Below are 24,455 nucleotides of genomic sequence, written 5' to 3' on the forward strand. Positions count from 1 at the left end.
AAGCTCCTATCCTTCTTTATAATTCAGCCTTTTCATTAAAGTTTCTTTATACGTTTGTCCGATAGGGATATCCGTATCTCCTATTTTGACAAAGTTTCCCTCCAGAAAATTGATTCGCTGTAAAGATATCATATAAGACCTGTGCACCCTTAAAAAGAGCAGCTCGGGAAGTAATTCTTCTAATTTATGGAGTGTGGTATAACAAACCTCCATTCCCTTATCAGTGAAGACCTTGACATAGTCGCCCAAACTTTCCATATATTGAATTTCCTGTAATTCGATCCTCAGCAGCCGACGGTTTACCTTTAAAAAGATGGCCTCCGGGCCAGTTGGAGCAGGAGGAGCAGACAGCGCTGTGCCGGCCGTTGCAGATTTACCCGAGGCCCGCTGTACGGCTTTAAAGAAACGTTCAAAAGTAATGGGCTTAACCAGGTAATCCAGAGCTTCCAGTTCGAATGCTTCGACCGCATGGTCGGTATAGGCAGTGGTAAAAATCACCTTTGGTGGCTCTTTTAATGACTTCAGAAAACTTAGCCCTGTAATTCCCGGCATTTGAATATCCAGAAACATAAGGTCAATAGCCGAACCATCATGTAACACCTGAAAAGCATCCAGCGCACTCTTGCAGGAGGCTACCACCTCTATATTTCCCATCTGCCGACAATGGGATTCGATCAGCTGACGGGCAAGGGGCTCGTCGTCAATAATCATACATCTCAATCTGTTCACGCTCATATCTGCAGGCTAATGGTGGCGATAAAATGACCTGATTCCAATTCCAGGTTCAGCTGCTGGCGCTCGCCATACAGCAATTTCAGGCGTTTCTTAATGTTGCTGAGCCCAATCCCCCCGTAAACCGGGGCTTTTTCCTGTTCAAGGATTTTATTACTCGTTTGAAAAACCAGCTCATGGTCATCTATGGCCAGTACAATCTTTACCGGATTTCCGGAAACATCCCTTTGCAGGGCATGTTTAAAGCAGTTCTCTATCAAAGGTAAAAACAACAAAGGTTCGATTTGTTTTCCATCAGGGTTTCCCTGAACAATAAATTCGATCTGATCGGGGTCTGTATGACGGATTCGTTCCAGTTCAAAATAGTTGTGCATGAATTGGATCTCCCGGTTCAGGCTCACTTTTTCTTCCTTGCTTTCGTACAGGACATAGCGCATGATGGCAGATAAACTGGCAATCATTTTCGGTGCTTTATCAGACTGCTGGATGCTCAGTGTATATAAATTATTGAGCGTATTGAAAAAGAAATGAGGTTGTAACTGAGATTTAAGGTGGTCCAGTTCCAGCTTCAGTTTGTCATACTGCAACTCATGTACCTCCTCCTGTTTTGCCAGTAAGCGTTTGGTCATGACGAGGGCAAAACCGGTCAGAAATACCAGACAGGTATAACCCACATTCTGAGTCAGTTCGCTAAGGCTCCCCGGATTTCCCAGTTTCAATTTATCAATATAGGTTTGCGGCATTAAAGGCACATTGATAAAAAAGAAATAGGAAAGTCTGCAATTGATTTCGTAGGCCAGAATGAAAAGCGGAAAGCTCAGGATGGAAACCAAAGGTTTTCCTTTGAACAGAATTTTCTCCAGGTAAACCCGGTAAAAAAAAATGATGGCCGGCAGCTGGCTGATGTTTAAAACAATATAACTGATGCCATGAGAAAATTTATCGAAGATCTGAGGGCCCATACACAGCGGTACCACCACTGCAATTACGAAAAGATAGGCCAGTTCCAGGTACCTGATCTTTTGTTTATAGTCCAATCCTTCAAGAGATAGATTCATTCTTCAAATGAACATAAATTAAAAGATTTTAGGGCAAAATTTCGATGAAACCTTGTTTTTGCCCGCCAGAAATAAAAATCTGCGGTTCAGCGAGCAGATGCCTCAGTTGATCTAACAGATTTTCAGTCCGCTTTCTTTCTTCACAGTTTTGGAATATGAAAACAGGCAAATTTATGCTGACACTTTGCATCTTCATGATGTTTCAGCTTCCCTTTCTCCTTTTTGCGCAAATTAACTGCAGGATCAGCGGAAAAGTCAGTGACAAAAATGGAAAACCTTTAGAATATGTTCTATTAACACTCTATCGTTATCAACAAAAAGACAGCGTAAAGAAAATGGCGACGTTTACCGACCTGAAAGGCAATTATAGCTTTATCGTCATTGATACAGGAAATTACGCGATTAAGGCAAGCCAGATGGGCTACACAGCACAATTGAGCCCCAGACAGCACTGCTCTATTTCCAAAACGGTGCTGCAATCGAATCTCCTCATGTCAGAAAATTCCACTCAGCTCAGCGAAGTGGCGATAAAAGGCAAAAAACCGCTGATTGAACGCAAGGCCGACCGCCTGATCTTTAACGTAGAAGGAAGTGCTGTTGCCGCCGGAAACCCGCTGTTGGAAGTAATGAGAATGGTTCCCGGACTGGCGGTCGTTAATGATAAGCTAAATATCAGGGGCAAGGAAGGCCTGATTGTCATGATTGACAACCGGAGAAGCTACATGTCGGGGGATGAATTGCTCAGTTATCTGAAAAACACCCCTGCAGAATCTATTGCCCAGCTGGAAATCATCAGCAACCCCTCCGCTAAATATGATGCTGAAGGAAATGTAGGAATCGTTCACATCAGGACTAAAAAAAATACGGCAACAGGAACTACCGGAACATTAAGCCAGACCATTGGCATTGGCAAATACCTAAAATCCACGACTGGAGGGCAACTCAGTTATGTGACAGAAAAGCTGATTCTTTTTGGAAATTCCTACCTCTCCTACAACAAAAGTTATGACAATTATGGTACGACAAGTTACATTGACAACGGCGATCAGATCAACAGCAATAACCACAACATTCAACTCAGTAAAAACAATTATTCCTACCAGGCAGGTTTTGACTACCGCTTGCATAAAAACAGCAATTTCGGAGCGGTGCTGGAAGGGAGTCTTAGGCCCGGTTACCAAAGCCTTGGCACCAGCAAAGTAGAAAAAACAGGAACTCAGCCACAATTCATTCAAAGCCTTAATCCATCGGCCACAGACAACAGGAACATTTCTGCCAATCTTCATTACTCCTTGAATAATGACAATAACACAGCCCTGTTTAGTGCAGATGCAAATTATGTAAGCTACAGCTATGACCTTCAATCCAGGCTGACAGATGAGTATTATGCCAATGCGCAGTATGAACAAGGTAACCTTCCCCGTCAGGAACAACTGAGAAACCGAAGCTTACGAGCGGTGGATGTATGGGCAGGGAAAGCAGATTACAATCATAAATGGTCAGAAAAACACAGCCTGGAATCCGGATTAAAATGGAGTCAGGTGCAAACCAATTCTGATCTGGCTTATGAATCATTACAGAACACGATCTGGGAAAATGATCCGGGCAGGACCAATCAATACCTGTTTAAAGAGCAGATTTATGCCGCCTACCTGAATTACAACGGACAATTTGGAAAGTACAGCATCCAGACCGGACTACGGGCAGAGCAGACCAGCAATAAAGGATTTTCAAAAACGCTAAACAGCGAGGTAAAAAGAAACTATTTGAAACTTTTTCCCTCTATTTTCATCAGCAGTAATTTCGGGAAAGACCATTCCTGGAGTGCGGCTTACAGTTACCGCATCGACCGTCCTACCTATAGCCACCTGAATCCATTTACCTTTATTAACAATCCTTACAGCTATTTCCGTGGGAACCCTTATCTGAAGCCTCAATACACGCACAATCTGGAAGCAAATTATGATTTCAGGAAAAAACTATTTCTTTCCCTGAGTTATCAACATACGGTAGACATGATTTCTGAAGTCGCGGAACAGGGTGTTTCGGCAGGTATCATTGGGGGAACAAGGGCAAACCTCAATGGCATGGACAGCTATTCCTTCAGCGTCAATGCCCCATTTCAGCTGACAGAGAACTGGGAGGCCAATATCTATCTTGGTGTTTTTAACAACAGGATCAGGGATATCAAAGGTTTTTCTAACCAGCAAACCACATTTACCACCTCATTCACAACTTCATTTAACCTACCCGCAGCTGTTGTGCTCGACCTGAACGGAAACTACCAGTCGGCCATGAGTTACGGCACCATGCTTCTCGATCCGATATATGGATTCAATGCAGGCCTGAAAAAATCTTTCATGGATAAAAAAATTAGCCTTCGCCTGAATGTTTCGGATGTTTTCAAAGTGCAAAAGCTGGTCTACCATTCCGCCTATGCGGGAATCAGCACCTTTGGCCTGAATACTTCGGAGAGCAGGGTATTCCGGCTCACGGCAACTTATAAATTCGGAAAAGTAAAAGCTGCTGCACAAAGGAAAACAGGTGTGGAAGAAGAACAGAAAAGGGCCAGGAACTAAGAGATGTTTTGCGTTCAAAACTTAGGTAAAAACAAAACGACCATCGCTGCCGACGGTCGTTTTGTTTTATATTTTGTGGGAATCCTCCTTATTTAAAGCTTCCCTCTGTATTTAAGAGTTTAAAATAAGCATCGAGATTAGTGCCTAAGGATTCCTCAAATGCCGCTTTCAGATCTTCCGGTTGCGGGTGTTTATTTTTCCATAAGCTGAAATAGTGTTGAAAAGCTTTGTCCATCTTTTCCCTGCCCACTTCGTTTTCCAGAATGTGCAACCACAAGGCTGTTTTCACATAAGAGATCAGTCCGTATTCATCAGAGCTGGAGAATTTATCTGCAGGGGTTTCAATAGCCGATTTCATTGGAATAGAGCCCATCACCTGATAAATTCTGGAAGAAAATTCCGGTTCCGGTAATTGTTTAATCTGTGCAGGAATCCCCTCTCCAAACAAGGAATTTGACCTGTATTTCTCTGCTTCATACCTGAACTGAAAATAGCTGTTCAGCCCTTCATCAAGCCAGGTATGTTTTCTTTCATTGCTTCCCAGCATGCTCATAAACCAGTTGTGACCAACTTCATGGGCAATTACGGCATCCAATGTTTCTTTTTTGGCATCCGGGCTGGTAATTAAAGTGATCGTTGGATACTCCATCCCACCGCTTGAATTGTTTGCCGGGCCTTCTACCACCTGAACCACCGGATATTCGTATTCTCCAATCCATTTGCTGTAATGCTTTACTGCATCTTTTGCATAGTCGATACTATTGCTCCACAATGTTTCTTTCTTATTGTGGTAATACGTAAAGGCGTCCACCGTTTTTCCTGAAGCCAGCTTTAGGGTATCGTATTGGATGACAAAGTTTTTAGCTGCAAACCAGGCAAAATCAGGGACATTGCTGATTTCATAAGTCAATTTTTTCAGGCCTTTATCTTTCGGTTGATACAGCGCAGGTGTTCCCGTTCTGTTGGCTGTGTTTTTTGCGCCGATCGTTTTATAGGCATTCAGCTCATCTGCATTCTGCAATACACCTGTAGCACCTACCACATAATCAGAAGGAAGGGTAATGTTCACTTTAAAGGAAGCATACTCGCTATAAAACTCCCCCATATCCAGGTAAGGGAATTCATGCCAGCCATCTTTATCAAATACTGCCGGTTTCGGATACCATTGACATACCATAAACTCTCCATCGGCAAAACCTGATCTCGAGAAGTAAGAAGGAAGTTTAACATTGAAGTCTGTAGAGATGTTCACAGATTCGCCGGGTTTTAAGGGCGTGGCCAGCTTTACTTTAATGATGTCAATGTACTGAGGATTGGGATGCGCCTCTGTAAGGGCAGTCTTTCCGTTTACTTTAAAATTTAAGCCATCAATACTGCCATAGCTGTATTTTTCCATTTTCTTTACCCTGCTGGTATCGTTTTTTAATTGCTGAAATAGAGCTGTGGATTCCTGTTTATAAGCATTCGGCCAGATGTGAAACCAGATAAAGTCAAGCGTAGCGGGCGAGTTGTTTTTGTAGACAATCTGTTCCGAGCCTTTAAGCGTCTTTGCCTGATCATTCAAGGCTACATCAATTGTATAGCTGACTTCTTGCTGCCAATATTTTTCCTGTGCGAAACCGATGCTGCTCAAGCATACGAAAAGGATTACCAAACATTTTTTCATTAGATTGTATTTGTTTTTTATTGGCGATAAAGCCATCTATTTTTATTATTTTTATTGTACTCCAGTTCTTTAAATTGCTGAGTCTTGAAAGATAATATTTTACCTGCCAATTTCATCTGTCGTCAATAAAATTTTGTTGTTAAGGCAAATATCGCGCCCCGATCCTCAACCATACTTAATTAAACGGTTTTAGTAAAATAAGCCACAGAATATTAACACAATTTAACATTTACTTCTTTTCAGTCAGAAAACTTTTAACTTAAATTTGATATAGATTAATTCATAAAAGCATAATGTTTCATAAAGAAAGCTATGAGCTTCATGAAAAATGGTATAACGAAAAGTTTCCTACGCCGGAAGCTAAATCCGACTATTTTAAGAAAAGCAGATACGAAGATTCCGGCAGCATAGGCTTCTGGCTGCAAAGTCTGTTTTTCGATTGTCTGAATCCGTTATTAAAGAATAAAGACCAGCAATGGCTTACTGTTGGTGATGCCTATGGCTTTGATGCGAGGTATATTCTTAGAAATGGAAATAAAGCTACGGCGAGCGACCTCAATATCGATTTCCTCAGTATTGCACATCAGGAAGGTATTGTAAATGATTTTCGCTCGGAAAATGCGGAAAAGTTATCCTTTACAGATGATACATACGATTTTGTGCTTTGCAAGGAATCCTATCATCATTTCCCACGCCCCTATTCGGCATTATATGAAATGATCAGGGTCTCCAAAAAAGGGATTGTTGTGATTGAGCCTCAGGACCCCATTTCAAAAATGCCCTTGCTCCTGTTTGTGGTGAACAGCCTTAATGCAATCAAAAGTAACCTGGGCTCTTCCATCTGGAAAAACAGGTTTTCCTATGAGCCTGTGGGAAACTTTGTCTATAAAGTATCGGAACGTGAGTTTGAAAAGTTCGCTGCAGGCTTAAACCTTCCGATGGTTGCTTTTAAAAAGATCAACCCCAATTTCTATTTTAGCGGGGCTGAGGCATTGGAAGCAAATATGAAAAATAAAAAATTCAGGTCCATTTATCTCAAAAAGTCATTTCTCGACGTTCTTTTAAAATTGAAGATCATTCCGGGGCAGGTACTATCGGCAATTGTCTTTAAAGAGATTCCCGATGAAAAACAATTAACAGACCTTAAAAATGACGGCTATAAAATCGTAAATATCCCTAAAAACCCATATATTAACTAATCCAGAACATCCTCATCCCTTAGTATAGATTTATTCAACAGACATTCATTTAGTAAATAAATAGATTATGAATAGGAGCATACACATTAGCAGGACAAATCCGGAACACCTGGACTTCAGAAAATTAATCGCTCTTTTAGACGAGGATCTCAGTGCCAAAAATGGAGAAGATCAGGCCTTTTTTACGCAATTCAATAAAACCGACACGATAAAACACGCCATTGTAGCCTATATAGACGGGAATGCAGTAGGCTGTGGTGCCATAAAGGAATTCGGGGAAGAGACGATGGAAGTCAAAAGGATGTTTGTTCATCCTGAGTTTCGCAGGCAGGGAATTGCAAAAAAGATCCTGGAGCAGCTGGAGCTCTGGGCAAATGAGCTTAAATATGAAACCTGTATTCTGGAGACCGGGAACAAGCAGAAGGAAGCCTTGAGCCTTTATCAGCACCTGGGTTACGAGGTGATTCCGAACTATGGTCAGTATGAGAAGGTGGAGAGTAGTATCTGTATGCAGAAAAAATTAAAAGACCTTTCCTCTGCTGTATAGGTATAGAGGAAAGGTCTTTTAATTGATTAGGCTTCGCTGTTAATCGATGCCCAAAGCATGTCTTTCAATTCTGTTAATCCCTTTTGGGCTACAGAAGAAATAAAGATGGCTGGAATATTTTTTGGCAATTCTTTCTTCATTTCAGCAACCAGCTCTTCATCCAGCATATCGGATTTAGTGATGGCCAGCAGATGAGGTTTTTGCATCAGTTCCGGATTGTAATCCTGAAGCTCTGCTTTAAGGATGGCATATTCTTCCGTAATTGTCCGGTGTGTATCTGCAGGAACCATAAACAGCAGAACTGAATTCCTTTCGATGTGACGTAAAAAGCGGTATCCCAAACCTTTACCTTTAGAAGCTCCTTCAATGATTCCGGGAATATCGGCCATCACGAATGACTTGCCGCCACGGTAAGATACGATCCCCAGGTTGGGCACTAAAGTGGTAAAAGGATAATCTGCGATTTCCGGTTTTGCAGCCGAAAGGACAGAGAGTAAAGTCGATTTACCTGCATTTGGAAAGCCTACCAGACCCACATCTGCAAGTACTTTCAGCTCCAGTACCATCCACTCTTCTTTACCGGCTTCTCCGGGTTGAGCAAAGCGGGGTGTTTGCAGGGTTGGCGTTTTAAAGTGCCAGTTTCCAAGTCCCCCGCGACCACCTGCAGTCAGGATCTTTGTTTCTCCATCTTCCGTGATTTCGAAAAGCACCTCACCTGTTTCCGCATCTTTAGCGATGGTTCCCAGGGGTACATCCAGGATTTCATCTTTACCAAACTTACCGGAGGAAGTTCCACTGGAACCCGGCTGGCCATCCTGAGCGATGATGTGTTTACGGTATTTCAGGTGGAGTAAAGTCCAGAACTGCGAGTTGCCTTTCAGGATGATGTGTCCGCCACGTCCGCCATCACCTCCATCCGGTCCGCCCGTAGAAGTGCGTATATCACGATGCAAGTGTGCAGAACCTGCCCCTCCCTTGCCGGAGCGACAGCATATTTTAACATAATCTACAAAATTTGAACCTTGCGACATAACCTTCTTTTTTTAAAATAAAAAAGCCGACTTAAAAGCCGGGCTTTTGTTATCCTGATGAGATCAGGATCTAATCCTATTATAAAACTAATACTTATCTACTACTTCACACAGCTCTGCAAAGATGGCATCGATCTTACCGATTCCATTCACTTTACTTAGTTTGTTTTGTGCTTCGTAGTAAGGCAAAACATGAATTGTTTTGCTAAAGTACTCGTCAATTCTTTTTTGCAATTTATCAGCCTGATCATCCACACGACCGGTTTCCAACTGACGCTGGGCGATTCGTTTGGTCAATTCATCCTGATCAACATCCAAAGCAATTACCCCTGCAATGGAACTACCTTTACTCTCCAGAAACTCATCTAAAGCAGCCGCCTGAGGAACAGTACGTGGGAAACCGTCAAAAATAAAGCCTTTGGCTCCTGGGTTTTTATCCACTTCTTCTTCCAGCATAGCGATGGTAATTTCATCCGGAACTAATTGTCCATCTGCGATTAGCTCACTTACTCTCTGGCCTAATGGTGATTGATTTTTAATGTGAGCCCTAAAAAGGTCACCTGTTGAAATGTGAATCAATTGATACTGATCGATCAATTTCTGAGATTGAGTGCCTTTGCCTGCACCCGGTGGGCCAAAGAGAACAAAATTTAGCATTTGGGTTGTCTTTAAAATTAGAAAGCCTCCTACATTGGCAGTAAGGCTTTGGTTTTTTGTTTAGTCTAATTAATCAGATGACTTCAGCCCTTAAATTATGATCCGGTAAATCCACCGGATAACCAAAAAAGGTATGAAACCATAAAATCTTTGCAGTCTTCAAAACCAGCCTTTTGTTTTGTTGACTATTTTCTAGAGGATTTGGCTTTAAATCAACCTGATTTCAGAGCTTATCTGAGGACTGATTTTGATCCAATTACCTGTAATAAAGTTCAAAACAGGTAAAATCCTTTTGAGGTTGCAAATATATAATTATTAATTTAGTATACTTAATTTTTGACAAAAAACTACGACCGTAACCAGAGCTCCGCTCAACAAAAACCAGGTTAAACCACTCATTATCAATAACATTATTCTCATTGAGCCGACATTTAACGGAAGATAATTTATTGAGGGCAGATGGTGTAAATCTAACACTATGTGAATTGAGAAAGGAAGCATGCTACCAATCAGCCTTTTAGAACAATTAAACCCTGCCTGCAAAAAATGATAAAACAGATCAGATGATTGTTTGAATTTTACAGAAAAGTGCCGCTCAACCGGAAATTTCAACTGTGCTCTGAGCGGCTATTTTACTTTTTTAAGCAAATAAAGATTTTTCATTTTGCCTTCAATTACTTCTCCTTCTACCGTTAACTGCCGCAGCTGCTTTTCTTCGGTTTTAAACTTTTTATAGGGTTCAATATTATTTTCGGTCAGGCTGATCACATCCGCATGATCGCTTTCCCCAGTCCAGTGTCCGGTAACATCAAGCGGCCTTGCCTCTGCCCTGCTGAAGAGTTCAGTTAGCTTAAATGTCCCATCGGCATTCAACACCAGAGTGGTCTTGGCCCTTCCATCAGCATTGGGAATCTCGCCATGGTATTCGCCTGCATATTGCTTTGCAAGTTTAGCCTCAACCGCAAGCGGCTGTTTACCGGCATGACCATGGGCCTCAATTATAGGTGCGGGGCCGGCGTCAACTTCTTTAGGATCTTTTCCTTTTGACGGGCTGGTCAAAGATGATGATGGTGTACATGCCGCAAGAGCCATTAAAAAACCTGCTGCTAAAAATACTTTCCTCATAGATGGGTCTTGATGATTAAATATTTTTCATTGTTAAATACACAATGAATTTCAGACTATAACGCGGGATTCTTCTAATTATGCGCTTTAGCCGAGTCTTATTTAAAACAAGTCAGAGGCTGGAAACCCCAAAACTAAGGCCTCTTTTTCAGGAGATTAAAGATTTATTTGGAAGTTACCGAAATTTCAGCGTTACTTTGTGTCATAATAACGCAAAGAAGAATGAACCCGGAATTTCATACCTATAAAAACCCCTCTCTTGCAGTCGACCTTGTGGTATTCGGCTACCATCGTCAGTCTTTGTCGGTCTTACTGCTGAACAGAAAAGATGCGCCATTTATAGACGGCTGGACTTTACCCGGAGGTTTCCTGCAAATGGAAGAAACGCTTCAACAGGTATGCAACAGGATTATGCGGACTAAAATTGGCATCGACAATCTCTATCTGGAACAGCTATATGCTTTCGATGCCCCTCAGCGCGATCCAAGGGGAAGGGTAATTTCCATTGCACATTACGCCTTAATTAATCCGGAGCGCTTTGAAATTGTAGCCGGAAAAATGGCCAATGATGTTAAATGGTTCCCCCTGAACCAGGTTCCGGAACTGGGTTTTGACCATACAGAAATTTTCCATCAGGCATTGCAGCGCTTAAAGTCTAAAATTCTTTCCCATCCTGTAGGTTTTGAACTGCTGGATGAAACATTTACTATGACAGAGCTGCAGGCACTTTACGAATGCATTCTTGACATCAGCATTGACCGCAGAAACTTCCGGAGAAAAATCCTTGATTCAGCATACATCTTACTGACCGGCAGCAAACGGGAAGGCCTGAAAAACCGTCATCCGGACTTATACAAATTCAACAAAGACCTGAAAGAAAACCGTTTTCAATTGAACATTTCAGCACAGCAATAGCACTATTTTCCATACAACTTAACTTCAAAGCCATGAATAACTCCCCTAAAAAAGCTTTAATTGAAAAATACCGGAAAAAAGAAAAGATCAAATTTCTATTCTTCTGGGGCCATCAGCCAAACAAGGATGGCAGTGCTTCGGCAAGCTGTTTTAGTCAGTGGTGGCCTGCTCCTTTTGAACATGAGGGAAAGGTTTACCCAAGTGCAGAACACTGGATGATGGCAAAGAAGGCAGAGCTGTTTGGCGATGTTGCAATCGCAGAAAGGATTTTAAACGCCAAATCGCCTGCGGAAGCAAAAAAACTAGGCCGTTTGGTAGAGCGTTTTGAGCCGGCAGTCTGGGATGCGCAGAAGTTCGATCTTGTCGTGACCGGCAATTATCTAAAGTTCAGTCAGCATCAAGAATTGAAAGACTTTCTGCTGCAGACCAATAAACGGGTCCTTGTAGAGGCCAGTCCCGTAGATCCAATCTGGGGTATAGGTTTAGCCGCAGATGATTCCAGGGCGGAAAACCCTTTGCTCTGGGAAGGTGAGAACCTGCTTGGCTTTGCCTTAATGGAAGTGAGAGAAAAATTAAATTCTTAATTGTATTGCACATGAAAATCGAACTGGTCAAAGGAGACATTACTAACGTAAACGCAGATGCCATAGTTAATGCAGCGAACACTTCCCTGCTAGGAGGAGGAGGTGTCGATGGTGCCATTCACAGAAAGGGAGGAAAAACTATTCTCGAAGAATGTATTGAGATTCGTAACAGGCAAGGCGGCTGTGCGACGGGACAGGCAGTGATCACTACTGCTGGTCTTCTTCCTTCAAAATTTGTGATTCATACCGTTGGTCCGGTCTGGAATGGTGGACATAAAAATGAACCCGAATTACTACGCAATTGTTATTTAAATAGCCTGAAACTGGCATTTGACCATCAATTGAAAACAATTGCATTTCCTGGAATAAGTACTGGAATTTATCACTTTCCCAAAGAAAAAGCTGCAGAAATAGCATTAAAAGCAGTACAGGATTTTGAAAACGCTGCGGCATTCGACAAGATCATCTTCGTCTGCTTTGACGAAGAAAGCTATGAGATTTATCAAAAATTATCATGATTACCCCCTCTGCTATGAACAACATTAATGAATACACCGAAATTTTCACCATTGACGGTTTTCTCAGTGATGAAGAATGCGATCAGTTAATTGCAAAAGCTGAAGAACTTGGATTCGAAGAAGCAAAAGTAAATATTGATGGCAAGCAAGAGATGATGAAGATGATCCGGGATAATGAAAGGGTTTTATATACAGATCCTGATTATGCCGATGAACTTTGGAAGAGATTGAAGCCCTATATAAAACCTGTTATCGGGAACAGTGAGTCCCTTGGACTAAATGAGTTGTTCAGGTTTTATAAATACAGTCCGGGGCAACGTTTCAAGATGCACAGGGATGGGAGTTTTGTACGTAACGAAACCGAATTTAGCTATTATACCTTCATGATTTATTTGAATGACGATTATGAAGGCGGACAGACGAAGTTTAAATCCGGGGAGATCATCAGTCCGATGAAAGGTACTGCTTTGATCTTTGAGCATAGTCAGCGACACGAGGGCGACCGTCTTACGACCGGGATTAAATATGTATTGAGAACAGATGTGATGTATAAGATGAAGAATCACTAGCTCTTTAATTGTAATCTGAATGTCATAGATTGATATTTCTTGCTTTCTTTGTTTAGAAAGATTCTAAATAGATTACATTTGTCATGCTATTTGGTTAGAAAACAAAGTCCTGTTTACCTGTGCACATTTGAAGCACAGGTAAGTCAGGCACAATCAACACCCCATTTCATGAAGCGATTATTTACTACGGGCAACAGTCCTTTTCAGTTCAACCTTGCCACTTTATTATTGAGAATCGGATTTGGTGCATTAATGATTCCAAGTCATGGCTACGCCAAGCTGATCCATTTTTCGGAAAAGAAAGATACTTTCATGAACTTTATGGGTCTGGGAAGTACGTTTTCATTGAGCTTGACCATATTTGCGGAATTATTTTGTTCCATCCTGATCATTCTGGGTTTATTCACAAGGCTGGCAACCATCCCATTAATCATCACCGTTCTTGTCATTCTGGGAATCCATGACTGGGAAATCTTTGGAGAACATGAACTTGTTCCTGCTTTTCTGGCAGGCTATCTTGCCATCCTTCTTCTTGGCCCCGGTAAATATAGTCTTGATGCTTTGATTGGCTCGAAATACAAGTAAAAAGATTATCTTATCCTGGCTATAATTACAGCCAGGCTTACATGATTTACAAAGAGTTTCTGCCCGCTTCTGTGCTCCGGGATAAGATTGAGTGTTATTGGAAATTTGTTATTCCTCCTTCAACATCCGGGAACAACCAGCCCATTCCTCATATCGTTTTACCTCATGGCTGTGCAGAACTTGTCTTCATAAAAAACCCCGTCCTACAGCAAAATTTCATCGTTTTTAAGGGGGTTTCGACTTCAAAGTTCAGCATTGCTGTTTTTCCCGGCACTTTCTATGCGGGCATCAGGTTAAAACCCGGGCAATCGAAATGGCTTTCCAATATTGACATTGGGACCAGTCTTAACCAACATCAGCCATATCCGGAAAGCCAATGGCATCCCTGGCAACAGCAACTCATGCAGCAGCTGGCCCCGGAAATAAATATCGAAGAATGCTTTAATGATTGCTTAGTCCACTGGGAAGGTGAAAGCGGATATTTACCTGACCAGAGAATTACAAGAGTGGCCGACCGTATCATTTCGGACCATGGAACAACTGATTCAGCAACACTTGCTGACCTTGCCTTCCTAAGTCTGAGACAACTGCAAAGGATCTTCAAAAAAGAAACCGGAATGAGCATTAAGCAATTCTCACAGATCAGGAAACTACGACATGCGATTCTTCAGCTTTACCTCAAACAACAGCATCAGCAGGAGATTATTGTCGATTATGATTATACTGATAGCGCTCATTTTTACAAGTCGTTCCGGAACATTACTCAACATAAATTAGAGGACTTCTTCAAACACCTGGATCAGATTGATCATCAGCAAATTGTATAATGTCGTTTTTTTACACTGTTTTGGCCTTTCTACTTGTTTACCTTTATTAAAAAAAACAACATGATCAAAACCCTATTCTTCAGCCTTATTACCATCTGTACACTTTCGGCTTCCGGACAATCACCTGCCGCCCTTCAACAGGAAAAAATGAAAGGATTACAATTTTTTACCGGCTCCTGGAAAGGAGAAGGCTGGATGATGATGCAGGACGGCAAGAAGCATCATTTCGATCAGACAGAGGTGGTACAACCGAAATTTAATGGAGGAGTATTAATGATTGAAGGCTTTGGAACAGATAAAGAAACAAAAAAACCGATCCATGATGCTTTGGCTTATTTAACTTACGACGTCTTAAAACAGCAATACCGGTTTACAGCAATGACAGGTATGGGCTATATGACCGATACCGCACCAGAGGTAAAAGATAATGTCGGGTATACCTGGAGCATGGATAACCCCAGGTATATGGTTAAATTCAGCCTGAGTTTAGATCAGGGAGATTGGTTTGAGATCGGAGAGATATCTACAGACAAGGGAGTCAGCTGGATTAAGAATTTCGAGATGAGGCTTAAAAAAGTAAATTAAGCGTCTGTCCGCAGAACTGCCACCGGTTTGGAGCGTGCAGAAATCATGACAATCAGCATGGCCAGGCTGCTCCAGATGAGCATCTGCCATGTTGCACCGTTCCAGCCTCCAAACTTCCAGGCCAGCAGTCCGCCATAAGTCCCTACCGCAGCCCCGATAAAGTATGTCGTCATATAAATGGTATTCAATCTGCTATGGGCATGTTCATGCAGGCTATAGATCCTGGTAAAATTGGTAATCTGTGTAGCCTGGACGCCAATATCAAGAAAGAATACACTAATGATCAGCGCTGCCACAGAAAAAGGGAACACCTTCAGCAGCAGGATGCTGCCAATGATCATTGAAACGGTCATCAGTAAGGATTTATAAACACTTCCTTTGTCTGCCAGCTTACCAAAATAAGGGGCAACCAGCGCTCCTCCAATGGCAATTAAACCAAACAAACCGATCGTTCCGGCATGGTAATGAAAAGGAGCAGCACTCAAATGAAAAGTTAAGGTTGTCCAGAAAGAACAGAATACGCCGAAGGTAAAGGACCCCAATAATGCAGCCTGCCTTAAAACCTTATATTCTTTAATTAAGGATAAGGTAGATTTCAAAAGATTCACATAATTCCCTTTAAATTTAGAAGGAGCTTCAGGCAGGTAGATCTTCAATAAAATGCCCATGACCATCACCATGAAAGCTGATATGGCAAATACAGACCTCCAGCCCAGCCATTCGGTAAGCAGTCCGGCAGTCACCCTCGCTCCCAGGATTCCGACCAGGATCCCACTAAAAACCTTGCCCACAGTTGCGCCCCGGTTTACTTTATCCAGCGTTGCTGCCATTGGTAAAATAATTTGCGCCGGCACAGAAAAAAGCCCGACAAAAAAGCTCAGGATACAAATCTGCAACAAGCTCGAGGAAAAAGCAATCATCACCAATGTGATGGTAAGCAAAGCAGATAAGCCGATGATCAGATTTTTCCGGTTTACCTTATCACCAAGGGGGAGCAGAAAAAACATGCCCAGTCCATAACCGAGCTGGGCGATCATGGAAATCTTGCCAACCTCCGCTTCCCCTGCATTTACAGAAAGTCCTATTTCCTTTAATATCGGTTGGTTATAATATACGTTTGCTACTATAATACCTGCAGAAATTGCCATTAGAGGGATCACTACGGGCCGTATTTTTGTACTTTGCTCAGCTAACATGATTTGTTGTTTTAGGAATGTCGCAAATCTATGACCGGCTTGATTTTAATAATTGTACTTATTAATCCTATACTTGTAAAAATTCAATTTGAAGCGATTTATTCAACATGAAGCCCTTTTTATCCGCCATTTTAGTACGCTAAAATGGCCTTTCCCATTGCATAACCACGATCATTTTGAACTCGTATTTATCCATTCCGGCAAAGGCAGGCATTACCACAATCAAATCGAGCAGTTTTACGAGGGCAGAAGCCTCTTTCTGCTCGCCCCGGAAGACGCGCATATTTTCGACATACAGGAAGAAACCAGTTTTAGTGTATTGAAATTCAATAACATTTACCTGGAAGGTTTTTCAAATGAAAAGACAACGAAGGATTGGGGCAGACTGATCGATCAGTTGCTTGCCATCAGTGCCACCTATGATTCCAGGTTGGTAAAATCTGAAGATGACCTTGAAAAGATTGATCAGCTTATGCTGTTGATTGTAAGGGAATGGCAAAGTAGTTTGAGTGCGGCCAATGAAGTGATCTTTCACCTCATCCGTGCGGTGTTCTCGATTCTGAAAAAGAATGCCATCAATGACATGATTCCTGAGCAATCCTCCAATGGCCATATATTGGTTTCAGTCGTTGCCTTTATTCACGCCCATATCCAACAACCGGAATTGTTAAAGATGAGTAACCTATCTGCTCATTTTAATTTCTCTCCCAATTATTTAAGCAGCCTGTTTAAGCGACAAATGAACGTTTCCATCAAACAATACATCGATGATTATAAATTTAAGGTCATCGAGAGCTTACTCAATCCCGGCAATGCAACAAAAAAAGAGATCAGTTATAAATTCGGTTTCAGCGACCTCAGTCATTTCAATAAGTTTCTGAAAAAATATAGCCAGCGAAAAGACGTGCTTCCGGCAGGCAATGACAATGGGGCAATTTATATTGCTCATTTACAAAAGAAATAATCATCCAACCGCATTAAAATGAATAGAAACTATAACGTAACAATTGAAGGAAATGAAGCATTACTCGAACGTTTTATTGAAGCCATCCTGACAGATGCGATTAAGGAATCAGCAGACTATCCTCATCCCCTCCAATTGCCTACAGGCGAGCTTTTTCTTGTCGACAGCATCATTAAATATTTCCTGAACAAAAAACCTTTTATCGCAGAAAATGCCATTCAATTCTGTGATAAAATCAGGAAGAACTCACCCGAAGGCTTCCAGAATTACAGTCTGGAAAAATGGATTAAAGAAAATATCCAGCAAGCATATTTTGACAAGGTAGCCATCCGGGATGCCGATGAGGCCCCGCTGAAATCAGGTACTGACCTTTCGGATGTCAACCCGGAGCATTTAAGTTTTGTAGTTTATGTGGCCATCTGTCTGATGAAGTATGGTGCAAGCTTTGAAATCGTTACCGTAAACAGGTATTTCCGGATGGTAAAGGAACTGGGTTCTAATGAAGTAGAGGAATTGAAAAAATATGGCTCTAAGAAGCTACCGGAGCACTTAACAAATTACAAAGACGAAAATGTAAGTTGTGTGGCCAACGATGTTTTTGCCACCATTAAAATCAAGGTAAGTAAAGAATCTGAAGCGGCTTATCAGGCCATCTTTCAATTTATCAATGAACTGCTTAAAGCTGATTTCCCGAAAAGTTATACCATAGAATTTTCTGCACCAACAAAAAATGTCCTGCCTGTAAAGGGGCTGATCAAGACCGGTGTACACCACCTTTTTGCCAATGGGGTTCAATATCCAAACCTTCATCCGCTGATAGAATCCTATGCCCTTCTGGCCATGAAGAAATGGGAATGGTACCATAACCTGCAGGATGAAAATTGTGCCATGCCATCTACCTTCGCGGTTTTTGCATTGGGTCTGGAAAATGAGAAATACTTTGACCTCGTCAAAAAATACATGCAGGAAGCAGACGCAGAGCATCAGTCCATTCAGGAGAAATTTACGCCGGCTTTTGTGGAAAAGTTTGGCATCAGCAAAGCCTCTTTACCCGTTTTCATCAGCTGCATCCTCTCCATGCAAGAGCATAAACCTTTTAAAGTATTTGCTGAGGCTTTCCATAACGTTCAGAACTTACAACTGCTTCTGGACTGCAAAAGAAACTTTGCCGACTTCATCAGCAAAAGCAGCAAGGAAGACTGGTCAGAAGAAGATGCCCGGGAAATGCCGGCTTACCTTTGGACATATGTGCTTTACAGCATCTGGGGGCCCGATAGCAAATACCCGGCATTGATCAAAAAGTCGCCTCCTGAAATGAAAGCATTTTACGAAGAACTCTTGCAATAAAATGACCGGAAAATACTTTAATCTGAATACCTTTTACCTCAGCTATAATCAGCATTATAAAAGCATATGGAATATAGACAATTAGGAGCATCCGGACTTTTTGTCCCGGCACTCACCTTTGGAACGGCTACTTTTGGTGGCGAAGGCGACTTTTTCAAAGCCTGGGGCAGTACGCAGGTTGAAGAAGCAACACGTATGGTTAACCTGTGTATGGATGCCGGTGTCAATCTTTTCGATACGGCGGATATTTACTCCGATGGCTTATCAGAAGAGATTCTTGGAAAAGCACTTAAAGGAATCAGAGATAAAGCATTGGTCTCTACCAAGGCCACCTTTACTTTCGGGCAAGGTCCCAACAACCAGGGTTCTTCCCGTTTCCACCTTCTAAGACAGCTGGAAGGTAGTCTTAAGCGATTGAACACCGATTATATTGACATCTATCACATGCATGGTTTTGACGGAAATACCCCGGTTGAAGAAACCTTAAGAACCCTGGATGACATGATTCAAAGCGGAAAAGTACGGTATATTGCCTGTTCTAATTTTTCCGGATGGCACCTGATGAAATCTTTGGGAATATCAGAGAAATACGGCTGGAACAAATACATCGCACACCAGGTATATTACTCCCTGCTCAATAGGGAATACGAATGGGAACTGATGTCTTTAGGCCTGGATCAGGGCGTAGGCAGTATGATCTGGAGTCCGCTTGCTGCCGGCCGTCTGGGAGGCAAATACGGGCGCAATAAACCCATTCCTGCCGATAGCCGGATCGCCCAGGGAGGAAGCCCGGTTCCGGAGGCTGTTTTTAATGAGGCCGTCTTTTACAACATTATGGACGCCCTGGATGAGGTTGCCGGAGAAACGGGAAAAACAGTAGCACAGGTTTCCATCAACTGGTTACTGCAGCGTCCTACCGTTTCGAGCATTATTATAGGCGCCAGAAACGAGCAGCAGCTGAAAGAAAATCTGGCTGCCGTGGATGACTGGAATCTGACAACAGCACAAATTAAGAAACTGGATACCGCCAGCGATGTTCCAACAATTTATCCTTACTGGCATCAGCGTCAGAATACCAGTTTATGCCCCTTACCTGATTTTTACTAAAAAAGAGTAAACAAGGATAATTTTCCTGAGCAGGTAAAGTTTCCTGTTAAATAAGAAAGGCGAACCAATGGTCCGCCTTTCTTATTTTCCCTGAGTTGCAAAAAACGGACTAAATCAGTCCTTCTTTCACACATAAACTGATCAGCTCTGAGCTGGTTTTAACGCCAGACTTCCGGATGATATTTTTACGGTGTGATTGTACCGTATGTAGTGAAATAAATAGTGATTCTGCAATTTCTTCACTTTTATAGCCGAGGGCAATCAAATTGATGATCTCCATTTCCCGCTTGCTGAAATGTAAATTCAGGGCGCTACTTTCCGGTTCTTTATTGAGATTTACCGGCCATACACTTTCCTTCAACCCCATTAAAGAGGGGGTATAATCATTAGATGCCGTAAGGTGATTGATATTCGTATGAATATGAAGCACTTGTGAGATCCTTCCGGTTTCCTCGTCAGAAAGGAAAACAGATTCGTTATGGAATAATTCGTAATTACCGCCAACAACTTTGAATCTAAAACAATAGGTGGTTTTGTAATAGCTTTTGAGGCTATCTTTTCCAACCTGGTTTAACATAAATCTAAGACTTGCGGATTCTGTCTGGGTTACATAATTGATATCTTCGGGATGGATACAGCTTAGGATGCTGTCCACTGTTGCCGATTCGGGATCAAGGCCTAAAATATCTGCGATACTTGGATCGATATACCTGAGCTGCTGGCCGTAGAAATCAACTAAGTAGTAGTAAAACTGTCCCGGACTAAGAAATGAGGGCAGAAACTGGTCTAAAATTACTTTAGGTAAAGCCATATTCGAACGTGTGTAGAAGTCGCTGCACCTGTCCCAGGGAGCATTCATGACGTTATTATTAAATTCCATAAATTCCATAAGGTTAATTAAACAGATTAAAAAATAAAAAACGGTTCATCAGAATATTCGTGACGAGTTATGAGAACGTTTTTAGTTTTTCTTCATCTTTTTCTAAAAAAATATAAAGCAAGTTTTGGAGGATTAGAAGACGTGTTCTACCTCAGAAGCTTACCAGATACAATTATTCATTAACAAATTGGCATTAAAGAGCTGGTGACCATCGCAATGGTTTGTTACGCCGACGACTCGCGGGATAACAGGGATAAGTAATGATTTTAACATGGTGAAATAGGGGTTAGATTAAAAAAATTATAAATTGATTAGATTCATATTTAGTGCGCACTGGTAACATTTCCGATCTGATCGTTCACAATTCAAAACGGCAAAGTACTGTCTTATAGTCTACAAAGACCGACAGTAATATTTTCTTCTAAAAGATTAATAACACGATAAGAAAAAAAAGAAATTAAATTGAACATCATTACTCCTGAAAGGAGCAAAATGACTTGGATTATGTACAAATAATAGTTCAGCATCGGAATTTAAACAAATTAGGAGTAAAAATTAATCTTTAAGTAATTGAAGCTAAAAAGCGCTCATTTTCAAAAAAAATGAAGTTTTAGATTCAACTTATCAAGATCAATTAACAACAAAAACTAATCCAATTAAAGGAATAAGGCATCCCTATAAGTGGGGATTTTATCACAAAAACCATTAGTAAATCGATTTTAAGCAATTAGGAAGGTATTTCGTTTATTCAATTACACAAATTCAGGAGAGACTGGGGGAGGAAAGATAAATCAAACGCAGGTAAAGAAACTTTATTTCAGTCGGACTGTTGTTTTTAGCTACAAAATCGGGTACTATTCCTCATTTTTGTTCAAAAAACCAGAAGAAAGCAAAATCTAAAAAAATTATACCCGATTTTTAGCTGAAACATATTAAATAATAAAGAAAACAAAAGTCAAGTTAAATTAACTCAGCAGGACAGGCCCTGTCTGTTTAATCATTTTCAAAAGATAGGCTCCGTAACCGCTTTTTACCAAAGGTGTAGCGATCGCAGTCAGTTGTTCATCATTTATAAAGTTCATCCGGTAGGCTACTTCTTCAATGCAGCCTATTTTCAGTCCCTGGCGCTCTTCGATAACCTGTACAAACTGGCCAGCCTGCATCAATGAAGCAAAGGTTCCTGTATCCAGCCAGGCAGTTCCCCTGCTCAATACGCCGACTTTAAGTTTACCTTGTTCCAGGTATACTTTATTGACATCAGTAATTTCATACTCGCCTCTTGGGGAAGGTTGAATATTCTTTGCAATTTCCACCACACTGTTGTCGTAAAAATACAGCCCCGGTACTGCGTAGTCTGACTTTGGAAAAACAGGTTTTTCCTCAATAGAGATGGCCTTTTTATTTTCATCAAATTCCACCACGCCATAACGCTCAGGATCAGATACCGGATAGGCAAAGACCACGCCCCCCTCAGGGTCTGAACTTCCCTGAAGGAGTTTGGCCATCCCATCCCCATAAAAAATATTATCACCGAGGACCAATGCCACTTTATCCGTTCCGATAAAATCTGCACCGATCACAAATGCCTGAGCCAGACCATTGGGCTCTGCCTGGACTGCGTAAGAGAATTTACAGCCAAGTTTGCTTCCATCTCCAAGCAGCTTTTCAAAATTAGGCAGGTCATGAGGAGTAGAAATGATCAGAATCTCATTGATGCCTGCAAGCATTAAGGTAGACAAGGGGTAATAGATCATTGGCTTATCATAAACCGGCATCATTTGTTTACTCATCACCAGCGTCAAAGGATGTAAGCGTGTTCCGCTACCTCCTGCAAGTATAATTCCTTTCATTTTATGTTGTCTTTTTTATAGCGTTAATACACCTGATCAGGCTATCTCTCCAATAGGGGATTGCGATGCCAAATGTTTGTTTAATTTTTGTTTTGTCCATTACGGAAAAGGCGGGGCGGATTGCTTTGGTTGGATAAGCAGATCCCGGGATCGGATAAAGCTTCACCTCTGTTCCACTAAGGTCGAAAATTGCTTTTGCGAAATCGTACCAGGAAGTGACCCCTTCATTACTGTAATGATAAGTTCCATATGTTTTATTGTCAGACGCAATGATATCCAATATCACTGAAGCCAGGTCTATGGCATAGGTAGGCGTTCCGACCTGATCGGCAATAACGCTCAGCTCTTCTCTTTCAGCGCCCAGTTTCAGCATTGTTTTCACAAAATTGGCAGCAAATTCCGAATACAGCCAGCTGGTACGCAGGATGTAATGCTCCTTTAACAGGCTCATGATTTCCAGTTCTCCCGCCAGCTTGGTTTTACCATACACATTGATGGGTTCGGCAGGATCTTCTTCTTTCAAAAGCTTAGGAACGTTCCCCTGAAAAACAAAATCTGTAGAAATATGAATCAGGGTTGCTTTAAACTGATCACAGCAGCGGGCCAGATTCGCAGCACCGTCTTTATTGATCTTTTCGCTTAGGCCGGGTTCATCTTCGGCTTTATCAACGGCAGTATAAGCGGCACAATTGATCACGAAATCGGGTGATTGCTCCTGAAACAATTTCTCCAAAATTGCCGGGTTTAAGATATTCCCTTCAAACTCATCCAGAAAAAGAACGGAAGATATCCCTCTTTGCTTACAGATTTCAGCAATGCACTGCCCCAACTGACCAAGGCCTCCAAAAACAAGTATCTTTTTTTTACTGCTCATTATATTCATATTGTTGCTTATAATAATCCTGATAATGACCGGAAGTCACGTTTTCCAGCCAATCCTGATTTTCCAGATACCAATCTACAGTTTTTTTCAGACCTTCTTCGAATTGCAGGGAAGGCACCCAGTTCAGGTCATTTTGCAGTTTAGAAGAATCAATCGCATAGCGAAGGTCATGTCCTGCCCTATCTGTTACATAAGTGATCAGCGCTGCCGATTCACCTGGGGTTCTTCCCAGCTTTTCGTCCATAATCCGGCACAACAATTGGATCAGGTCGATATTTTTCCATTCATTATGTCCACCAATATTGTATGTATCCCCGGCTTTGGCCTGATGAAAAATGGTGTCGATTGCGCGGGCATGATCTTCTACCCATAACCAGTCGCGAACATTCTCGCCCTTGCCATACACCGGTACCGGTTTATTATTTTTAATGTTATTGATCGCCAGGGGAATCAGTTTTTCAGGAAAATGATGAGATCCGTAGTTATTGGAACAATTAGAAATCACCACATCCAAACCATACGTATCATGATAAGCACTAACAAAATGATCCGAGCTTGCCTTTGAGGCAGAGTAAGGGCTATGGGGATCGTAAGCCGTTGTTTCTGTAAACATTCCTGTTTCGCCCAGGGCGCCATACACTTCATCTGTACTGACATGATAAAAACGATGATGGTCGTAATTTCCTTTCCAGCATTCTTTTGCCGCATTCAGCAAGCTGACCGTTCCGATCACATTGGTCATCACAAATTCCATCGGATTGCTGATAGATCGGTCTACATGGGATTCTGCTGCCAGATGAATCACCGCATCAGGCTGTTCCAGCTGAAAAAGCTCATTAATAAAGACCGTATCCGTGATGTCTCCTTTGATAAACCTGTAATTCGCAGCCTGCTCGATATCGGTCAGGTTCAACAGGTTACCGGCATAAGTTAATTTATCAAGGTTGATAATTTCATAGTCAGGGTATTTTTGAACAAACAATCTGACCACATGAGAGCCAATGAAACCAGCCCCACCGGTAATTAATATCTTTTTCATATTTAGTATGTT

Annotated in this window: 24 protein-coding genes; 13 read left to right on the forward strand and 11 right to left on the reverse strand. The window is 41.7% G+C overall.

Annotated elements, in window-relative coordinates; all coding sequences use genetic code 11:
• Nucleotides 1-6: 6 nt before the first annotated feature.
• Complete coding sequence (locus DBR43_RS08830) at nucleotides 7-735, reverse strand: LytR/AlgR family response regulator transcription factor (protein ID WP_124579836.1); 729 nt, start codon at nucleotides 733-735, stop codon at nucleotides 7-9.
• A complete protein-coding gene (locus DBR43_RS08835) occupies nucleotides 732-1,790 on the reverse strand; it encodes a sensor histidine kinase (RefSeq protein ID WP_124579838.1) in 1,059 nt (352 codons plus the stop codon). Before DBR43_RS08835 ends, DBR43_RS08830 begins: the two co-directional genes overlap by 4 nt.
• 155 nt (nucleotides 1,791-1,945) lie before the next feature.
• Here DBR43_RS08835 and DBR43_RS08840 point away from each other — a divergent pair, with 155 nt between their 5' ends.
• On the forward strand, nucleotides 1,946-4,369 hold the full coding sequence (locus DBR43_RS08840; protein ID WP_124579840.1) for a TonB-dependent receptor domain-containing protein: 2,424 nt from the start codon (nucleotides 1,946-1,948) through the stop codon (nucleotides 4,367-4,369).
• Nucleotides 4,370-4,457: 88 nt separating this feature from the next.
• Here DBR43_RS08840 and DBR43_RS08845 read toward each other — a convergent pair whose 3' ends face one another.
• Entirely contained in the window at nucleotides 4,458-6,035 is a 1,578-nt protein-coding gene (locus DBR43_RS08845; protein WP_124579842.1) for a M1 family metallopeptidase, read from the reverse strand.
• Nucleotides 6,036-6,328: 293 nt separating this feature from the next.
• Here DBR43_RS08845 and DBR43_RS08850 point away from each other — a divergent pair, with 293 nt between their 5' ends.
• Both DBR43_RS08850 and DBR43_RS08855 read left to right on the forward strand, forming a co-directional pair.
• Complete coding sequence (locus DBR43_RS08850) at nucleotides 6,329-7,234, forward strand: class I SAM-dependent methyltransferase (RefSeq protein WP_124579844.1); 906 nt, start codon at nucleotides 6,329-6,331, stop codon at nucleotides 7,232-7,234.
• Nucleotides 7,235-7,301: 67 nt separating this feature from the next.
• Nucleotides 7,302-7,781: a GNAT family N-acetyltransferase gene (locus DBR43_RS08855; protein WP_124579846.1), complete on the forward strand. Its 480-nt coding sequence runs from the start codon at nucleotides 7,302-7,304 to the stop codon at nucleotides 7,779-7,781.
• A 26-nt stretch (nucleotides 7,782-7,807) separates the two neighbouring features.
• Here DBR43_RS08855 and obgE read toward each other — a convergent pair whose 3' ends face one another.
• The 3 genes from obgE to DBR43_RS08870 form a co-directional block, all read right to left on the reverse strand.
• Complete coding sequence (obgE, locus tag DBR43_RS08860; protein WP_124579848.1) at nucleotides 7,808-8,812, reverse strand: GTPase ObgE; 1,005 nt, start codon at nucleotides 8,810-8,812, stop codon at nucleotides 7,808-7,810.
• A gap of 87 nt (nucleotides 8,813-8,899) precedes the next feature.
• Nucleotides 8,900-9,469, reverse strand: coding sequence for an adenylate kinase (locus DBR43_RS08865; RefSeq protein WP_074609206.1), 570 nt, complete (start codon nucleotides 9,467-9,469; stop codon nucleotides 8,900-8,902).
• A gap of 627 nt (nucleotides 9,470-10,096) precedes the next feature.
• On the reverse strand, nucleotides 10,097-10,594 hold the full coding sequence (locus DBR43_RS08870; RefSeq protein ID WP_124579850.1) for a copper resistance protein NlpE: 498 nt from the start codon (nucleotides 10,592-10,594) through the stop codon (nucleotides 10,097-10,099).
• 222 nt (nucleotides 10,595-10,816) lie between these two features.
• Between DBR43_RS08870 and DBR43_RS08875 the strand changes: the two genes are divergently transcribed.
• From DBR43_RS08875 to DBR43_RS08905, 7 genes are all read left to right on the forward strand, one after another.
• Nucleotides 10,817-11,509, forward strand: a complete 693-nt coding sequence (locus DBR43_RS08875) for an NUDIX hydrolase (protein ID WP_124579852.1) — start codon at nucleotides 10,817-10,819, stop codon at nucleotides 11,507-11,509.
• Nucleotides 11,510-11,541: 32 nt separating this feature from the next.
• Nucleotides 11,542-12,093, forward strand: a complete 552-nt coding sequence (locus tag DBR43_RS08880) for an NADAR family protein (RefSeq protein WP_124579854.1) — start codon at nucleotides 11,542-11,544, stop codon at nucleotides 12,091-12,093.
• 11 nt (nucleotides 12,094-12,104) lie between these two features.
• Nucleotides 12,105-12,611 (forward strand): O-acetyl-ADP-ribose deacetylase, encoded by a 507-nt coding sequence (locus tag DBR43_RS08885; protein WP_124579855.1) that lies wholly within the window; start codon nucleotides 12,105-12,107, stop codon nucleotides 12,609-12,611.
• Between the two features lie 14 nt (nucleotides 12,612-12,625).
• The gene (locus DBR43_RS08890) at nucleotides 12,626-13,180 is read left to right on the forward strand and encodes a prolyl hydroxylase family protein (protein WP_124579857.1); all 555 of its coding nucleotides are present in this window, start codon (nucleotides 12,626-12,628) and stop codon (nucleotides 13,178-13,180) included.
• A gap of 168 nt (nucleotides 13,181-13,348) precedes the next feature.
• Entirely contained in the window at nucleotides 13,349-13,765 is a 417-nt protein-coding gene (locus DBR43_RS08895; protein WP_124579858.1) for a DoxX family protein, read from the forward strand.
• Nucleotides 13,766-13,806: 41 nt separating this feature from the next.
• Nucleotides 13,807-14,592 carry a helix-turn-helix domain-containing protein gene (locus tag DBR43_RS08900; protein ID WP_124579860.1) on the forward strand — a complete coding sequence of 262 codons (786 nt, stop codon included), beginning with the start codon at nucleotides 13,807-13,809 and terminating at the stop codon, nucleotides 14,590-14,592.
• A gap of 60 nt (nucleotides 14,593-14,652) precedes the next feature.
• Nucleotides 14,653-15,177 (forward strand): hypothetical protein, encoded by a 525-nt coding sequence (locus DBR43_RS08905; protein ID WP_124579862.1) that lies wholly within the window; start codon nucleotides 14,653-14,655, stop codon nucleotides 15,175-15,177.
• Here the strand turns inward: DBR43_RS08905 and DBR43_RS08910 are convergent.
• Complete coding sequence (locus DBR43_RS08910) at nucleotides 15,174-16,373, reverse strand: MFS transporter (protein ID WP_124579864.1); 1,200 nt, start codon at nucleotides 16,371-16,373, stop codon at nucleotides 15,174-15,176. The two genes, DBR43_RS08905 and DBR43_RS08910, sit on opposite strands and share 4 nt — an antisense overlap.
• A gap of 88 nt (nucleotides 16,374-16,461) precedes the next feature.
• On the opposite strand from DBR43_RS08910, the gene DBR43_RS08915 reads away from it, so the two are divergent.
• The 3 genes from DBR43_RS08915 (at nucleotide 16,462) to DBR43_RS08925 (ending at nucleotide 19,791) form a co-directional block, all read left to right on the forward strand.
• The gene (locus tag DBR43_RS08915) at nucleotides 16,462-17,337 is read left to right on the forward strand and encodes an AraC family transcriptional regulator (RefSeq protein WP_124579866.1); all 876 of its coding nucleotides are present in this window, start codon (nucleotides 16,462-16,464) and stop codon (nucleotides 17,335-17,337) included.
• Between the two features lie 18 nt (nucleotides 17,338-17,355).
• A complete protein-coding gene (locus tag DBR43_RS08920; RefSeq protein ID WP_124579868.1) occupies nucleotides 17,356-18,684 on the forward strand; it encodes a DUF6138 family protein in 1,329 nt (442 codons plus the stop codon).
• A gap of 66 nt (nucleotides 18,685-18,750) precedes the next feature.
• Nucleotides 18,751-19,791 (forward strand): aldo/keto reductase, encoded by a 1,041-nt coding sequence (locus DBR43_RS08925; RefSeq protein ID WP_124579870.1) that lies wholly within the window; start codon nucleotides 18,751-18,753, stop codon nucleotides 19,789-19,791.
• Nucleotides 19,792-19,900: 109 nt separating this feature from the next.
• Here DBR43_RS08925 and DBR43_RS08930 read toward each other — a convergent pair whose 3' ends face one another.
• The 4 genes from DBR43_RS08930 to rfbB all read right to left on the reverse strand — a co-directional run bounded on the left by DBR43_RS08930 (nucleotide 19,901) and on the right by rfbB (nucleotide 24,443).
• Entirely contained in the window at nucleotides 19,901-20,671 is a 771-nt protein-coding gene (locus DBR43_RS08930; RefSeq protein WP_158622460.1) for a LuxR C-terminal-related transcriptional regulator, read from the reverse strand.
• 965 nt (nucleotides 20,672-21,636) lie between these two features.
• Nucleotides 21,637-22,521, reverse strand: a complete 885-nt coding sequence (rfbA, locus tag DBR43_RS08935) for a glucose-1-phosphate thymidylyltransferase RfbA (protein WP_124579874.1) — start codon at nucleotides 22,519-22,521, stop codon at nucleotides 21,637-21,639.
• Nucleotide 22,522: 1 nt separating this feature from the next.
• Complete coding sequence (gene rfbD / locus DBR43_RS08940; RefSeq protein WP_124579876.1) at nucleotides 22,523-23,395, reverse strand: dTDP-4-dehydrorhamnose reductase; 873 nt, start codon at nucleotides 23,393-23,395, stop codon at nucleotides 22,523-22,525.
• Entirely contained in the window at nucleotides 23,385-24,443 is a 1,059-nt protein-coding gene (gene rfbB / locus DBR43_RS08945; RefSeq protein WP_124579878.1) for a dTDP-glucose 4,6-dehydratase, read from the reverse strand. The genes rfbD and rfbB overlap by 11 nt, the downstream gene beginning before the upstream one ends.
• Between the last annotated feature and the right edge of the window lie 12 nt (nucleotides 24,444-24,455).

Origin of the sequence: Pedobacter sp. KBW06, from assembly GCF_003852525.1 — a bacterium.
In the GTDB taxonomy this organism is placed as follows: domain Bacteria; phylum Bacteroidota; class Bacteroidia; order Sphingobacteriales; family Sphingobacteriaceae; genus Pedobacter.